At 43.2% G+C, this 15,914-nt stretch carries 15 protein-coding genes and 2 pseudogenes; 9 read left to right on the top strand and 8 right to left on the bottom strand.

Annotated elements, in window-relative coordinates; translation table 11 throughout:
• Positions 1-31: 31 nt before the first annotated feature.
• Both BIY37_RS06825 and BIY37_RS06820 read left to right on the top strand, forming a co-directional pair.
• Positions 32-506, top strand: a pseudogene (locus tag BIY37_RS06825) (isochorismatase family protein).
• Between the two features lie 137 nt (positions 507-643).
• Entirely contained in the window at positions 644-1,114 is a 471-nt protein-coding gene (locus BIY37_RS06820; RefSeq protein ID WP_080324914.1) for a DinB family protein, read from the top strand.
• Here BIY37_RS06820 and BIY37_RS06815 read toward each other — a convergent pair.
• The 4 genes from BIY37_RS06815 to BIY37_RS06800 all read right to left on the bottom strand — a co-directional run bounded on the left by BIY37_RS06815 (position 1,051) and on the right by BIY37_RS06800 (position 6,453).
• The gene (locus BIY37_RS06815) at positions 1,051-1,584 is read right to left on the bottom strand and encodes a molecular chaperone TorD family protein (RefSeq protein ID WP_179129318.1); all 534 of its coding nucleotides are present in this window, start codon (positions 1,582-1,584) and stop codon (positions 1,051-1,053) included. The genes BIY37_RS06820 and BIY37_RS06815 overlap by 64 nt on opposite strands.
• A 204-nt stretch (positions 1,585-1,788) precedes the next feature.
• Entirely contained in the window at positions 1,789-2,448 is a 660-nt protein-coding gene (locus BIY37_RS06810) for an ethylbenzene dehydrogenase-related protein (RefSeq protein ID WP_070067087.1), read from the bottom strand.
• A 49-nt stretch (positions 2,449-2,497) separates the two neighbouring features.
• On the bottom strand, positions 2,498-3,529 hold the full coding sequence (locus tag BIY37_RS06805; RefSeq protein ID WP_070067086.1) for a 4Fe-4S dicluster domain-containing protein: 1,032 nt from the start codon (positions 3,527-3,529) through the stop codon (positions 2,498-2,500).
• A gap of 206 nt (positions 3,530-3,735) precedes the next feature.
• Entirely contained in the window at positions 3,736-6,453 is a 2,718-nt protein-coding gene (locus BIY37_RS06800) for a molybdopterin-dependent oxidoreductase (protein WP_070067085.1), read from the bottom strand.
• 913 nt (positions 6,454-7,366) lie between these two features.
• Here BIY37_RS06800 and BIY37_RS13900 point away from each other — a divergent pair.
• From BIY37_RS13900 to BIY37_RS13445, 4 genes are all read left to right on the top strand, one after another.
• Entirely contained in the window at positions 7,367-7,468 is a 102-nt protein-coding gene (locus tag BIY37_RS13900) for a thioredoxin family protein (RefSeq protein WP_230402456.1), read from the top strand.
• Between the two features lie 15 nt (positions 7,469-7,483).
• Positions 7,484-7,936, top strand: a complete 453-nt coding sequence (locus BIY37_RS06795) for a tetratricopeptide repeat protein (protein WP_070067084.1) — start codon at positions 7,484-7,486, stop codon at positions 7,934-7,936.
• A gap of 168 nt (positions 7,937-8,104) precedes the next feature.
• Positions 8,105-9,019, top strand: a complete 915-nt coding sequence (locus BIY37_RS06790) for a pirin family protein (protein WP_070067083.1) — start codon at positions 8,105-8,107, stop codon at positions 9,017-9,019.
• The gene (locus BIY37_RS13445; RefSeq protein WP_179129317.1) at positions 8,988-9,254 is read left to right on the top strand and encodes a hypothetical protein; all 267 of its coding nucleotides are present in this window, start codon (positions 8,988-8,990) and stop codon (positions 9,252-9,254) included. The genes BIY37_RS06790 and BIY37_RS13445 overlap by 32 nt, the downstream gene beginning before the upstream one ends.
• A 35-nt stretch (positions 9,255-9,289) precedes the next feature.
• On the opposite strand, the pseudogene BIY37_RS14345 reads toward BIY37_RS13445, so the two are convergent.
• The 4 genes and pseudogenes from BIY37_RS14345 to prfB form a co-directional block, all read right to left on the bottom strand.
• Positions 9,290-9,448 (bottom strand): annotated as a pseudogene (locus BIY37_RS14345) (ferritin family protein); the annotation flags it as partial.
• Positions 9,449-9,490: 42 nt separating this feature from the next.
• Positions 9,491-10,507, bottom strand: coding sequence for an NAD(P)H-dependent glycerol-3-phosphate dehydrogenase (locus tag BIY37_RS06775; RefSeq protein WP_230402455.1), 1,017 nt, complete (start codon positions 10,505-10,507; stop codon positions 9,491-9,493).
• 114 nt (positions 10,508-10,621) lie between these two features.
• Complete coding sequence (locus BIY37_RS06770) at positions 10,622-11,857, bottom strand: serine hydroxymethyltransferase (RefSeq protein WP_070067080.1); 1,236 nt, start codon at positions 11,855-11,857, stop codon at positions 10,622-10,624.
• 109 nt (positions 11,858-11,966) lie between these two features.
• Positions 11,967-13,074, bottom strand: a protein-coding gene (prfB, locus tag BIY37_RS06765; protein ID WP_143299200.1) for a peptide chain release factor 2 whose coding sequence is annotated in 2 segments (ribosomal slippage) — positions 11,967-13,004 and positions 13,006-13,074 — 1,107 coding nt in all. Because the reading frame shifts where the segments join, the coding sequence is not laid out codon by codon here.
• Positions 13,075-13,720: 646 nt separating this feature from the next.
• Between prfB and rsmD the strand changes: the two genes are divergently transcribed.
• From rsmD to BIY37_RS06750, 3 genes are read left to right on the top strand one after another with little or no spacing between them, the layout of a single operon-like run.
• Positions 13,721-14,332, top strand: a complete 612-nt coding sequence (rsmD, locus tag BIY37_RS06760) for a 16S rRNA (guanine(966)-N(2))-methyltransferase RsmD (RefSeq protein ID WP_080324912.1) — start codon at positions 13,721-13,723, stop codon at positions 14,330-14,332.
• Positions 14,333-14,343: 11 nt separating this feature from the next.
• On the top strand, positions 14,344-15,192 hold the full coding sequence (gene ispE, locus BIY37_RS06755; protein WP_080324911.1) for a 4-(cytidine 5'-diphospho)-2-C-methyl-D-erythritol kinase: 849 nt from the start codon (positions 14,344-14,346) through the stop codon (positions 15,190-15,192).
• Positions 15,193-15,252: 60 nt separating this feature from the next.
• Positions 15,253-15,720, top strand: a complete 468-nt coding sequence (locus BIY37_RS06750) for a SpoVG family protein (RefSeq protein ID WP_080324910.1) — start codon at positions 15,253-15,255, stop codon at positions 15,718-15,720.
• Positions 15,721-15,914: the final 194 nt, after the last annotated feature.

Below are 15,914 nucleotides of genomic sequence, written 5' to 3'. Positions count from 1 at the left end.
ACACTATGGGAGGACGGTTTTAAAGCTTTGGTTGCGGCGTAGCTGCGCTAGGAATACTAAATATACTTACCGCCGTCTTTCCTGGGATAATGCTGCAGTCCTTCTCGCTGACCATCAATCCGGCCTCGTCAATCTTGAGCAGGGCTATTCGCCGGACGAGTTCAGGAACAACGTCCTCGCGCTGGCCGGCCGCAAACAGTTGCTCATTGCCGGCGCCCTGACAGAAGTATGCGTAGCCTTCCCAGTGCTTTCCGCGCAGGAGGAAGGTTTCGATGTTTTCGTCGTTACCGACGCTTCCGGCACCTTTAATGAGGTTACTCGCTACGCAGCGTGGACGCGCATGGCAGCAGGCATGTGTGCAATTGATGAACTGGATGGCCGTTGCCAGCGAACTGCATCGTGACTGGCGCAACGACATCGAGGGATTGGGCAAACTGTTATCAGGCCATCTGCCGTCTTGCAGAAACTTGATTACGAGCTACACGACAAAGAAACCTGTAGGATAGTTTTGGTGGGCAATGCCCTGCCCTATACCCACGAATAGTGCCGAACTTTTGAATCCATGTTTGCTATGCTGTAGACATAGAAAGATAAAATCAAATAAGCAGAACTCTATCACAATCGAAAGTAATGGCAATAGCACATGCTCGTAGAAACGTTCCTTTACCCAAAACAGAACAAGGACGAAGATATGCGTGTACGTCCACGCCCGCACGATAGGTGTGGGAGAAATGCCCTTGAGCATATGATACATCAATGTGTGAGCGAAAATCTATGGTTTCGCAACATGCCGGAAATCGGTGTTGGTGCTCCACCTTTACCGAAACAGGAAACCCGTTTGGAATTTATAAAGCGCTATGCAGATGATTCCGGAAAACGATTTGCAGCCTTGCAAAAGACGGGCAGGTTCTGGTGGGAAAAGGTTGTCCCATTCTTTTACGTTAAGCGCTCGCGGGCATGGATTATGACGAGGAGGATAACCCACACAGCGCATCATCGCGGTCAATTGACGGCGATGCTACGTATGTTGGGACACGAAATTTACAGTACTTATGGCCCCTCATTTTTCTTTAAAAAGGGTTTTATATGGGAAGTTATCAATTCAAGTTCATGAGTGATAAACATTGCGGTAACCCGGGCAAGTAAATTATAGAACGGGATATCAACCCGGTTGCAAAGTGAGTCGCAGAACTTTGGAACCCATTGTGCCGGATGGCGATTGAGAAAGTCTTTTTGTGCAAGAAGATATCCTTCCAGAGATTTTGAATCTTTATCAATTCTAGTTTGTGATTCTTTAAAAGCGAGGAAATGAAGAAACTCCAGCTCAACACAAAGATGATCAGGAAGTTCGCGTTTACCATCCCTCTTGCTCATTGCAAGACCAAAATGCCTGTAAAACTCAGTTACCTCCAGCATGACGGCAGTTCTTGATTTGCTCCGATAAAATCCTTCATACGGCGGGCATGGTGGTTCTGGAATACCGATATCGAAGGTTTGGATTAATTTTACTACAAAATCTTCATAGGTGCTTTTTCCCAAGTCATTTTGAACATTTTTGCCCTGTTCCGCTTGTTCGGTCTTCATGAACTTTACATGCGGAAGTAATGATATGGTATCCCATAACCTAACAAAAAATTCCCCATTTTGAAATGTTTTAAAAGTTTCTGAAGTAGGATAACGGAATCCGAAAGAAAGCAATTTGTATAGATAACTTCTATTAATTGATTCTGTATGGTTTGCAGATAATGGCGTCAGGAATACGTTATTCATCAGTCCCTATTCCGGGTACTATTTAATAAAAAGATACAGCCAATCAGAGATTATTTTGTTCCCTCCCCTTTCAGCATCACTTCCACCTTTCCAATTGGCAAGGGCTAGCCTATAAGTGGCGCTACGAACAAAAGAGACCTGATTGTGCGAGGCGGTAGTCATAGGTCGAGTTATAATTACTGTCCATACTCCATTAGCCCAATTCTGATAATGTCTGATATTTTGAGATTCCGTATCTGAACTTATTTGAGTGGTACCAATGCCTCCACCAACGATGTTTTCAGGTCTGGCAAGGTCTGCTCTCCAGTAAATGATATTTACAGGTTTGTCCTTGGCGCCCATCCAGATAGGACTTACCTCTGTTATAAGGGGGATTTCCATAGCAAAGGCATCGGCAAAAAGCGAGTAATCATTTACCGTAACATTTGGGGTACTCTCATCCCACTGGTAGAAGAAAAAGATATCAGTTCCATTGTGCACTACTTTCACCTTGATACGCCTGTTTTCATTACCCATGTCAACCATTTTGGCCCCCGTCTCATGAATCCGCCTACTGAGGGTTATTACAGTTTCCGGGGTCTGGATCCAAGCAGGGTCTAATGGGGCAAGGGTTACAGGCCCCTGTATATATACTGCTGTAATGGCCCTCGACGAGCCGCTGAGATCATGATCGGGCATGGTTAAGATATTACTTCTATAAATGTTTTTGAATTTGAAATTTTCTTATTTATATCTGAAAGCGGTCTGCCTCTGAACGCGAGATTAAAATATCAATCAGTTCAGAATTTCCACCAGATGCAACTTTATTTCGTTCGTTTTGAAGAATATCAAAGATTTGTTTAATACGAGTTACTCGTTGGTCATAATTCTGATCGTGGGTATCACCAAACATCTTTGCCAGCATATCAATAGGGATACGCGGACTATCCGTTAACTTGCTGGTAAATGAATAGGTAGGTGGGCTGAGAGGTGGAATATAGAACACATTAGGTTCGGTTTTATATTCAGGGTGTAACCGCAAAGCAACCTTCCATGTGTTTATCAATTTATAGATATTACTCTTTGTATCATCAGCGTAACCAATCCAGCTTATGCGGCCGGCACACTGTGTTGAGCAGAAGTTCCCTTTACGCTCCTCAATTCTTGGATAACAAAAAACACATTTTTGGGATATCTTTTCTTCTGGATTGTAGTAAACTTTTTTATAAGGGCACCCCTTAACACAGTAACGATAGCCTCTGCATCTCTTTGGATCGATCAGAACAATGCCGTCTTCACTCCGTTTATAAACGGCCTGCCGGGGACAAGCTTCCAGGCATGCAGGGTCAGTGCAGTGATTACAGATGCGTGGCAGATAAAAATAGTAGGAGTTCGGAAAAGTTCCCTTACCCACATCTTCATCCCAGTTGCTGGCATAAGGATACTCTGAAGGGTCCGGCGATGGAATTAGTTTTGGAGCAGGAGTATCTCCTCCCTCTGTTTTCAGTACCTCCTTATAGTTATATTCCCAGGGTGTGCCATAACCTTCGTGAATATGAGGAAGCGGTATAGTATTTCTATCGGCATTAAACCAACCGCCCAGATTTTCCCAATCTTTTGGGTACCCTGTGCCAGGCCGTGTTTCTACATTCATCCAATACATGTGCATCTGTCCTGCATCTCTATCCGTCCACATCGTCTTGCATGCCATGGCGCATGTATGACATCCAATGCATTTGTTAAGATCAAAAACCATTTGAATCTGTCTCATGATTGCCATAATAATTATTACTCTTCACATAGTCACTTAAATAAAACGATAAAGGATCAGACCTGAAGGTTTGAGTGGAGTTACTTAAATGATGTGAGCATTATCGAAGACCACCCTCCTAACGGCGCTACAGAGACATCTTCTTTTGTCTTTTCCCGCAAATAGCGCATTACTCTCCAGTTTGTCAGTTTCCTGAGAATGGTGAAAATACACCTCTATCCGCTCTTATACTTACGAACCTCTACCCGCGTATCCTTCTGATTCCCCGTTGGACCCCAATAATTGGCCTTAAACTTGAGTTGCCCATATCCACCGACAAGCTGTGTTGGTTTTATGCGAATCGTTGTCGGGCTCTGAAAACCGCCTTTACGAAAGCTATAATATTCCCATCCATGGTACATCAGTGCCATACCCGGAGGGATTCTTGGTGAAATGCAGAGATGGGCTAATATCTTTCCGTAATTATTGTAAATCTCAAGGGCATCATTATCAATCAAATTACGGGCGGTAGCTTCAGACGGATTTAAGTACACAACAGGCTGTCCCCTTTGCAACCGCAATTGATACTTTGCATCCCGCCATGTTGAATGAATACTCCAGCGGCTATGGGGAGTAATCCATCGGAGCGGGTACTTATCTTCCTGAACAGGAGGTTTATACGCCGGCAATTCTTCTCCAAACTCGAGGAACCAGGGATGATCAATATAGAATTGCTGACGGCCTGTTAGTGTAGAAAGTGGCTGCTTTAATTCATACATCCTCTGGAGGCCGTAATACGCAATTCCGTCTTTGATATCACTGGTAAATTCCTTACCCGTGGCTACAAACCGCCGGGGCTTTTCATTGATTCCGTCCATTGTCATTCCTCGTGTCCCCACCGAATTATCGAGAATAAACTGCCCTGCAGCCTTATCAGATGTTAAAGTACCCTGCGCGGTAAAATCATTTACCAAAGTCGAAAAATCGCGGTAAACGGGAGTTCCATCAGGCAAGGTATCATGATATGAGAATTTTGTTTCCTGAAGTGCCCTGGCCAATGTTTGCCAGATTTGCCAATCTGTTTTACTTTCCATCTGAGGTTCTATGATAGGGGTAAATGGACTTACATATGAGTGAAGATCGGTAGTGCTGATATCCCACTTCTCAAACATACTTGCCGCGGGCAGGATTATATCCGCATAAAGACCTGTTGTATTCATGCGGTAGTCAATATCGACGACAAGATCAAGCTTTGGCCAAAGGTTTGCCAATATTGATTCGAACCCCTTTGCCTGATTTAGAAAATTTGAACCCCAAACAAAAAGAATCTTAGGCGATTTACCACTGTCAAGCGTCCCTTCAGGGAACAGCGGCATCCAGCCATTGTGAACGCTTTCGCGTATATAATCTATCATAGGATGCGGCCAAAGATTGTCAACGTCTGACATAATATGGGAGTGTATAAATGTCCAAAGTGTTGTTGGCTGAAACCGCTGCTTTGTGCTACCAAGGGGATAAGCAAGGTCAAAGGTGCCTTCTTTACACCAGATTTTTTCCTGACCCACATAATGATCAAATCCCCCGCCTGGTATTCCCACATTGCCCGTCAAAGCTGCAAGTAATATATGGCTCCTGTTCGTAAGGTCGTTATGATAATAATGATTTGTTCCTGCGCCCCCAATAATCCTGGCCGGCTTAGTGCTTGCAAACTCACGCGCAATCCGCGCGATAAGACAATCTTCCACACCGGTAATACCCGATACCGTTACGAGATCATAAGCAGCAACTTTTTGCTTCAACAACGAAAAGACCGGGGTTACCTTAACCGGACCAGTGTTTGTATGTACGGTAAAGATACCCTCAAGGGCGGGTTTTATTGAATCAAGATTCAGCGTCCAGTCCTGAGAGCCAAGAAATCCCTGAGCGCCGGGCGCAAGGACCGGTTTCCCGGTATTCTGGTCCCAGAGATAGAATTTTTCTTGACTGCTGTTCGAGGTCATATCGCTTTCTCTGAGGAACTTTCCATTATCCATCCGGATAAGCATTGGCATATCGGTATACTGTTTTATATATGCCTCATCGTAGAGTCCCTTATTTATAATAAAATTTGCCATACCTAAGGCCAGGGCGCTGTCGGTTCCGGGTTTTACAGGAATAAAGATATCTGCGTGGATTGAGGTTGGATTGTATTCCGGGAAGATAGCCACTATTTTAGTCCCCCGCATTCGTGTTTCCGTCAAGAAATGGGCATCGGGAATGCGGGTTTCTAGCAGATTTGAACCCCATACGATGATATATTTTGAATGAAACCAGTCGGCGGCCTCGCATGAATCGGTTTGCACACCCCATGTCATAGGTTCACCGGGAGGAAGATCAGAAACCCAATCATAATAGGAACACACAACGCCACCGATCAGGTTTGCCAAACGCAAACCTCCCGCATATGTAATTGCAAACTTTGCAGGATTTGCTGAATAAAATGTTATCGTATCGGGACCGTGAGTGGCTATGGTATTGACAATTTTATTGGCGATATGCCTCATTGCCTCTTCCCAGGAAATTCTTTTCCATTTCCCTTCACCCCGGGCACCGACCCGCATTAATGGGTATTTCAAACGTTGCGGACCATACACATATTCCTTGTAATTAGCACCCTTCTGGCAACCTCGTGGATTATACGTAGGCAGAATTGGATTAATATCAGGATAGTCTGCATACTGCTCCTCTTTAAAGGCAATATTATTCTTGACGTAGACCTTCCAGGTACAGGAACCTGCACAGTTCACAGAATGAGTAGTTCTGCCGGTGTAGTCATATTTCCATTGTTCACGGTATGCTGTTTCCCACCCTCGGTAAGGATACTTTCCAATAGGTTCGGTTACATGTTCTAAGAGATCCAGTGTTAAGGTATTTTTATCCGAGAGATCATTCTCTATTGATTTATTCTCCATCATACTTTTTCTCCACCATAAACTGATGTACGATTTTTAAAGAGATAATTTCCTTTCCGAGCCATTTTATCATAGATTCAAAACGGAGAACAATTCAAGTAAAAAAATACCAAAAGGACTTATTCAAAGAGGAAGGGACCATGTGTTAATGATACCCGAATACAAGTTTTTGCACATTTCTATATTATCAAGAGAAAGAGATACCTGTCTATCTTCGCTGTTTTAATTAATTCCTTATATCTTGCAATTCAATCAGAAAGAAGGAAAATTTGACAATCAATACTTTTTACCTATAATCAAAATAGTTTGAAAATGCTAATTAAAAAATGAAATTTTAAGAAGAAAGATGATTATGGAGACTCTTTTTCAAGCGATATCAGCATATGGAGTCAAGCCTGACGGTTCACGGATATCTGAGGCCTTTTTGCCGGGGATGAAGAGCTTCCCGATACATATTCGAAGGCTGTCGTGAGTGCATCAGAGAAGGTTGTCCCTGCTGTAGTGAATATTAAAGCGAAGCGATGGGTCAAACTTTTCAGGTTGTCCGAGAATGCGGCATTTCTGTTTTCATCAATTTAGCCAGAAAATGAGGGCAAATTGGTTGCGATGGTAAAATTGAATGATATAATAAAGCGAAATGAAGTCTTCCCGGCAAAACGATACCAAGCAGGTAAAACTTTTTTTAGGTCACTCATTTTGTCGAGTAAACCGACCGTATCATTATTTCCCTTACCAGAAGATACCCAACCGAGGAGGATCAATCATATGGCTAAATTTAAGCCGTTCCATGAATTTGTATTCTCGGACAGCCTGTAAAGATTTGACCCCTTTTGTCTCTTTTTGTCTTTTGCTTCCGGTGAAAAAAAGGATGGATATTCTATATGAACCTTAACTTTACTATAAAGGAGATAAGACTATGGAAAACAAAATTTCATGGGAAACGGTAATGAATGCGGCTCTGTCAAGGGCTCGATCTGAGAAAAAGCCGGTCTTACTTGATTTCTTTAACCCTGGCTGAATCGGGTGTCAACAAATGGATACAGTTTCGTATCCGCATAAAGAAGTTATAGAATTTATCAATAGTTCTCTCATTCCCTTGCGCGCCCGTTCTGATGCCCAACCCCTGGCTACCGATTTTAATCTGAAGTGGACTCCAACCCTGATAATACTTGATACAGAGGGCAAAGAGCATCACAGGACAGTCGGTTTTCTTTCACCCGAAGAATTAATTCCTTCATTATTGCTGGGTATTGCAAAAGTGCATTTTGATCTCAATGCATTTAAAGAGGCACTTTCATACATGGAGAAGATTTTGTCTGATTTCCCTAAGAGTAGTATGGCGCCAGAGGCAATTTACCTGAAAGGTGTATGCCAATACAAGGATACAAAAAATCCAAAAGGACTTAAGGAGGCATACGAACAACTTCAAGCTAAGTATCCAGAGAACGAATGGACAAAGCGGGCATATCCCTATCGGCTTTTATAGCGGTGCGCTCTGTGATAGTTGGGATAGCGGAATTATGGAATCTTGGTTGTGATGTTTTTGCTTTCTGATTTAACAAAAATTATGAATAATTAACCCTGTCAGGGTTGACTCACAAATTTCATGCTTTAGATTTTGCCATTTCCGGTAAAAAAACAAAGGAGGGACACCATGACGGAAAGGAGAAAGATACGCAATGTCTTGAAAAGTAAGCCTACGGTTGAAGGAGCAGGTGTTCATCTTAAACGTGCGTTTGGATATAGTCAGGTTCCTCTGTTTGACCCTTTTTTACTTCTGGACGATTTCCGCTCAAAAAATCCAGAGGACTATGTCAAGGGTTTCCCATGGCATCCACATCGTGGAATCGAGACAATCACCTATGTTCTCCGCGGAGACGTAGAGCACGGTGACAGCATGGGAAATAAGGGCATCATATCGTCCGGTGACATACAATGGATGACCGCAGGAAGCGGAATCATACACCAGGAAATGCCCAAAGGCGACCCAAATGGTGTAATGCTGGGATTTCAGCTTTGGGCAAACCTCCCCAAAGCCTATAAAATGATGGAGCCGCGTTATCAGGATGTGAAAAGCGAACGGATCCCTGAGATAATCCAGCCGAACGGCACAAAGGTGAGGGTCATATGTGGTAAAGCCGGTGGCAAAAAGGGTCCTGTTCAGGATATCATTACCGACCCTGAATACCTTGATATAACCGTTCCTGTCCGATCAGAATTCGTACACCCGACAAAGCGCGGACATACTGTTTTTGCATACGTTATCGAAGGCAAGGGATGCTTTTGCAAAGAAAAGCCGCAGATTTCCTATGAGATCGAAGGAGTCAACTATTTCGATATTCAAAGAGAGCCCTTTGTAAGTAACGAGACACTCGTCCTGTTTGAAGATGGCGATCAGATGATGGTCTCAACGGAAGACGAAGCAGTCAGGTTCCTGCTTATATCGGGCAAGCCCATTGGTGAACCGGTCGCCTGGTACGGTCCTGTTGTGATGAATACGGAAGATGAATTACGGATCGCTTTTGAAGAGTACCGCAATGGTACGTTTATTAAGCAAAAGAAAGTTTAATATGATGACAGAATTACAGGGCGCAGGGAAATGCAACGGAAAGGAGTTATCTATGAACATAAAATACACTTATCGCGACCTCTCGGAGGGCAATACGGCTGTTCTTCTTACGGATCACCAATCCTGCCCCGTCAACCGTGTGCAGGGCTATTCGCCGGACGAGTTCAGGAATAATGTCCTCACGCTGGCGGACATTGCTAATATTTTAGGCTACACGGCAAATAAACCTGACTAATATTCATCCGGGTGATACCACTCGGCATTTTCAAGCTAGGTAGAGGGTTGTGAAAGGAAATTAATGATATTTTCCAAGACAACATAGTGCCTTTCCTCTTCATCTGCCATCGTTAAAAAGGTTTCTCTTTGTGATTGTTGCTCAGTTTCAGTAGCCTTTTCAGTATAAAATTGCCGGCTTTTTTTCTCAATTTCCTGGGCCTTTTTATAAAAGTCTTTTTGTGAAACAGGCTATTTTCAGATGAGGTCTTCCATTTCAGACCTGGGGGCGCGCATCATGAGATGACTCACGGCCTCTAAAGGATTTTTGTTCAGGAAGAGCACCGCATAGATTTCTTTTGTAATGGGCATTTCAACAGAAAATTTTCGTGAAAGCGCCATAACGGATTTTGTAGTCCACACCCCTTCTGCGATCTGTTCCATAGCATCCAGGATTTCCTGCAATTTTTTCCCTTTTCCAATCTGCTCGCCTACCCTGCGGTTCCTCCCGTAAGGGCTGATGCATGTCGTTATCAGATCGCCCAAACCCGTAAGTCCGGAAAAGGTGCTTTTCTGCGCCCCCATGGCGATGCCAAGGCGACTGATTTCTGCTAATCCCCGTGAAATCAGGGCGGCCTTTGAATTATCACCGAATTTCAGGCCGTCACATATGCCGGCGGCGATAGCAATCACGTTTTTCATGGCAGCACCCAGCTCAACACCGATCACATCCGGGTTGGTATAGACCCGAAACCGGTCTGTGGTAAAAACCCCCTGAACTATCCGCGCCAAGGTGTCATCTTTTGATGACGCAACAACGGTAGTGGGTAAGCCGCGTACAACCTCTTCGGCATGACTTGGCCCGAGGAGCAAAGAAACTGGCCGTTTGCCCAGCACATCGGTGATAATCTCGCTCGGCGTCATGAGCGTATCATTTTCAATCCCCTTGGTGACGCTGACCATCGGTATCTCATGGGAAAAGATGTTGAGAAATTTGGTAAGCACAGCGCGCAGGTAAGGAGTGGGTGTTGCAGACACCACAAGATGATTGTCTTTTAACACAGGTGAAATATCGGAAGTAAGGGATATCCCGGAAGGGATAGGAACGCCTTTTAAAAATTTGATATTTTCTCTTTTTTCTTTCAGACAATCAACATACGACGCATTGGCACCCCACAGCGTAACCTCATAACCTTTTTTATACAAAAGAATGGCAAGCGTCGTGCCCCAACTGCCATTGCCCAGAACTACTATTTTCTTAACAGCGTATTTCAAATCCATTCATACCCGAAGAGAGAAAAAACAGGGCTGGATTACTCCAGCCCTTGAAATGATCTACAAAAAACGAAAGGAACGGATCCTTTTCTTACAGACAGAAACGTTTCTGCTTCATAACGGGTGCGCGGAACAGAGTTCCCTTACCGTCTTACGAACTGCATCCTTGATCCGGTTGTCGTTTGGTTGCGAAAGGACTTTGTCAATACAATCTGCTATCCGAACAACCTCCGCTTCTTTCATGCCTCGCGAAGCAACCGTAGGTGTCCCGATACGAATTCCATTTGGTTCGTTTGCACTTGCACCCTTTTCATCAAACGGGATCGTGTTCCTGTTCAGGATAATGTCCACAGTTTCTAACAATACCTGCGCCTCTTTCCCGGTAATATTCTTATTGCGCAAATCAATGAGGAAGAGGTGGTTATCCGTCCCGCCGGACACAACGGCGTATCCCCGTTTTACAAATTCCTGAGCCATGACCTTTGCATTCTCTACCGTTTGCTTCTGGCATTGCTTGAATTCGTTTGTCATCGCTTCTTTAAATGCGACAGCCTTTGCCGCAATGATATGCATAAAAGGACCACCCTGAATTCCAGGGAAAACCATGGAGTCGATCTGTTTTGCATACTTTTGCTTGCATAAGATCATGCCTCCTCTTGGTCCACGCAATGTCTTATGGGTTGTTGTGGTAACAAAGTCTGCATAGGGAACAGGGCTGGGATGTACACCACCGGCAACAAGACCGGCTATATGGGCGATATCGGCCATAAAGTATGCACCAACCTCATCAGCAATCTTTCTGAATTGCGGAAAGTCGAGTATCCGCGGGTATGCACTTGCGCCGGCGATGATCAAGTGGGGTTTTGTTTTCAGGGCAATGGCACGTACTTCATCATAATCAATAAATCCTGTTTCTTTTTTTACCCCGTAATGGGTAATTTGATACATCATTCCTGAGAAATTCTTTTTAAAACCGTGAGTAAGGTGCCCACCGTGGGACAAATCCATACCTAAAATACGATCTCCCGGCTTTAGAACTGAAAAACATACCGCCATATTTGCCTGAGAGCCTGCGTTTGGCTGTACATTTACATGTTCGGCGCCGAAGATTTTTTTCGCTCGTTCAATTGCCAGAATTTCTACCGCATCTACATTTGCGCAACCGGCATACCATCGCCTTCCAGAGTAACCCTCTGCATACTTATTGGTCATAGAAGATCCCTGCGCCTCCTGTACTGCAAGACTACAGATATTTTCCGATGCGATCAGATCTATGGTGTTTTGTTGTCTTTCCGATTCTTTTTGTATGGCTTGCCAAACTTCCGGGTCTTCGTTTTTTAATGTGGTCATAATTTGCTTATCCTTTTAAATGTGTTTTCCAGCCTACCGGCTCTTCGCCGGCATTGAGCAAGGAATAAATACCTACGTTACAAACTTTCTCTTGAAATTGTCATAAACGTTAATGAACTTTCGTTATTCTCCATTTCAGGTACGCTGCCATAAACTCGTCAATTTCACCATCCAATACGGCTTGGGTGTTGCCGGTTTCTTTGTCGGTGCGCAAATCCTTCACGAGCGAATAGGGCTGTAATACATAGGAGCGGATTTGATGTCCCCAGGCAATTTCTCCTTTCTCATCATAAGCAGCGGAAAGTTCCTTCTCCTTTTCCTTTTCTTTTATCTGATACATCTTTGCCTTTAACATACTTAAGGCCATTCGGCGATTCTGGTGCTGTGAGCGCTCGCTCTGGCATTGAACGACGATCCCCGTAGGGATGTGAGTTAACCGAACGGCTGATGAAGTTTTATTTACATGCTGGCCGCCGGCCCCGGATGCACGGTAGGTATCTACCCGTAACTCATTTTCGCTAATCTCAATTTCTTCTTCCTCCTCAATCTCCGGAAGCACATCGACCGCTGCAAACGATGTGTGCCTTCTTGCATTTGCATCAAAGGGAGAAATTCGTACCAACCGATGCACGCCAATTTCAGATTTTAAGTAACCATACACATAGTCACCCTTTACGAGGACGGTAATTCTTTTAATTCCGGCCTCTTCGCCTGGTAACACGTCAATAAGTGATTGGGTATAACCACTTTTTTCTATCCAACGGCTATACATGCGAAACAATATTGATACCCAATCACATGACTCTGTCCCGCCGGCTCCTGCGTAAATACTTAAATAAGCACTGCAATGGTCGTGTGATTCACCAAGCAGTGTTCTCAATTCAAACTTCTCTAGTTTCTGTTGAAAGGATTTTATATCTCTGATAACTTCAGTTTCAGTCTGCTCATCCTGCGCTTCTTCTGCAAGCAGAGATAAACACTCGATATCATCAAGCGTCTTTAGCATTTCCTGAAGAGGTAGTATAATTCCTTTGAGTGACTTTAACTTCCTGATCGTGTGCTGTGCCTTTTCCTTGTTTTCCCAAAAGGTTGGGGAAGAGAATTGTTCCTCCAAGGCGGATCGTTCTTTTTCTTTATTTTCCAGGTCAAAGAGAGTCCCTCAGGTGAAGTAACCGTTCTCGTAAGGGCGTTAACTCCTTTTCTTTATTGCTAATCATAATTACTCTACCTTAATATTGATGCCTTTTCGATTTCTTCCTTTGATTCTTCCCTTGATCCGTTTGCAATCAGCATATTGAGAACATGACTGCGCAAAACATTGGGACAAGTAAAAAATGCCGTAGAAAAGTCAGTGCTGTCCGGTTAAAAATTTGCATGTCTTGTTTTATTGCTCTCGAGATGTTATTCCCGCATGTTTTTAGCGGAAATCCAGGAAGTTCAGGATTCACTGGATACCCACGAAAAGCATTCGGGTATAGCAAAAACCGTACGAGCAAATTTCTAACCGTACAGCGCTGTAGAAAAGTGGAATTATAAAGTATAAAATATAACTATGTCAACATAGAATTTGGAATTGACTTGTGTAGGAAATAGTCTTATCATGTTTCATAATTATATGCAAACAAAAAGAAATCTTATAATAAAGGTAACGAAACGTTTGCATACAAGTGTCCTTGCGGGGATGACAGCCAGAAGTAATCTCCTGTGCCTGAATTACTTCGCGGGGTTTACACGGAGCAATGCGAATGTGCTCGCAATGCAACCTTCTTTTTGCGTTCACGACAGCCTTTATCGAGTCGGTTATTTAGCACCATAATTTAACAATCTTGATTACTCGGTAAATCGGCTTATCATCGAAAATGGGTGCCAGGGAAAATAAGCTCATATACAATTGTGCGGGTAATTGCGGGTAGTGCAAAGGGGATACATCTCAGCTCCGTAAAAGGAAGCAAGACAAGACCTATACCAGACAGGGTAAAAGAATCTTTGTTCAATATCCTCGCCGGTGTTATTCCTGACAGCCGGGTTCTTGATATGTATGCAGGTACAGGTGCGATCGGAATAGAGGCATTGAGCCGTGGTGCAGAATCCTGTATTTTTATAGAGAACGACAGACAGGCTCTTCAGATCATTAAAAAAAACCTTGAGCAGACAAAGCTTCAAACGAAGGCATGGGTGTTGCCTTACGATGTATTTGAAATCACGCCATATCTTGAGAAAAATCATGTCATCATTGATGTAATTTTTGCCAGCCCGCCATATCCGTTCCTTGAAAAAAAATCATATAGAGATAATCTCTTGACCGTATTTTCCTCTTTATACCAGAAACACATACTCCTCCCGGGCGGTTTGATTATGTTACAACATAGGAAAACGGATTATGAACAGACGCCAAAAGTGCCCGTTTTAGAAGTATTCGATACCAGAACGTACGGTGATACACAAATTTCTTTTTTTAGAAATGCAATTCAATAGGAACATTCGTTATGAAATATTGGGAAGAACAGGGGAAGATAAAAATAGCAGCGCCTGCAAAGATTAATCTTTTTCTTGAAATATTGGGTAAACGCCAGGACGGTTATCATGAAATTGAGACGGTTATGCAGGAAATTAGTCTTTATGATTATATTCATATGGAAGACCGTAATGAAGACATTGAGCTTACCTGCTCGAATTCCACACTTAGCGTTGGCGAAGATAACCTTGTTTTAAAAGCTGCCCGCCTCTTTCAGAGAGAATCGGGAATTTTCAGAGGCGTAAAAATTTATTTAGATAAAAGAATTCCCGTCGGTGCAGGGCTTGGCGGTGGAAGTAGTGACGCGGTTGCTACCTTATTTGGATTAAATAAACTATGGCGGGTGGGATACGATGATGCAAAATTATTGTCATTGGCTGAAAAATTAGGTTCCGATACCCCCTTTTTTGTCTTGGGAAATACTGCAATATGCAAAGGAAGAGGGGATGTGATTATCCCACATAATTTGCAGACGCCCTATCATTATGTTGTAGTTTATCCAAGGTTTGAAGTAAGCACCGCAACGGTGTACAAAAATTTTAAATTTGTCTTGACAAAAAATTTGAAAGATGTTAGGGTTTTTCTGCAATCGTTAGATTCAGGAAGTCCAGAGAAATTGGGGGCTAGTTTGCATAACCGGTTGGAAGATGTTGTTTTTCGGCTCTATCCGGAGATTGAGAAAATAAAAAAAACATTGGCAAAGCTTGGTTTTTGTGGCATACTTTTATCAGGGAGTGGGTCGGCATTATATGGTTTATGCAGAGGAGAAAGAGATTCGAAGGAAATCGAAAAAAAAAATAAAAATGCTTGGAATTGGTAATGTGTTTGTGGTAACCAGCGATTTCAATGACAATGCTAAATGAAGAGGAAGGGGGAAACGGTGAATATTACCGAGGTCAGGGTAAAGTTAACAGAAGGTAAAAAAAACAGACTGCAGGCATTTTGTAGCATTACGATCGACGATGATTTTGTCGTAAGAGATCTAAAGGTTATCGAAGGACACAAAGGGGTGTTTGTAGCTATGCCCAGCCGGAAACTCACAGATAGATGCCCCAAATGTGGGGGTAAAAATCATTTAATGGCACAGTACTGTAACGATTGCGGTACTAAATTGAATGAAAAACGTGCTTCCAGAGGTGCAGGCAGGTTGAAATTACACGCAGACACAGCCCACCCAATAAATTCAAGCTGCAGGGAGCAGATACAGGAAAAGGTGATCACTGCTTTTCGTGAAGAGGTAGAAAAATCTAAGAAACCAGGTTATAAACCTCCAAAATATGAGGATATGGAAGACATCGATTACGATGATTTCCGTGAGGACTTAGAATCGGAAAAAAGTGATACATAAAGGACATAATTCCTAAAATAATTTGTTCTCCCGGTTTTCATATCAGATGTTTGTTTAATCAAAGATACTGGTTGCTTTTCAAAATTTGTGCTCTTCCCTCGTAAGCATACCTTTTAGAAAGCGCTGCTTATCCAAGAGTGCTGTTTCTCTAAGTTCAATGTTTTCTATTTAACAATGAGGTTTCTCGTAGGGTA

The sequence above is a fragment of the Candidatus Brocadia sapporoensis genome (assembly GCF_001753675.2).
Taxonomy (GTDB): domain Bacteria; phylum Planctomycetota; class Brocadiia; order Brocadiales; family Brocadiaceae; genus Brocadia; species Brocadia sapporoensis.
Note: the sequence above shows the minus strand (reverse complement) of the source record. Positions and strands in the feature narration are given on the sequence as shown.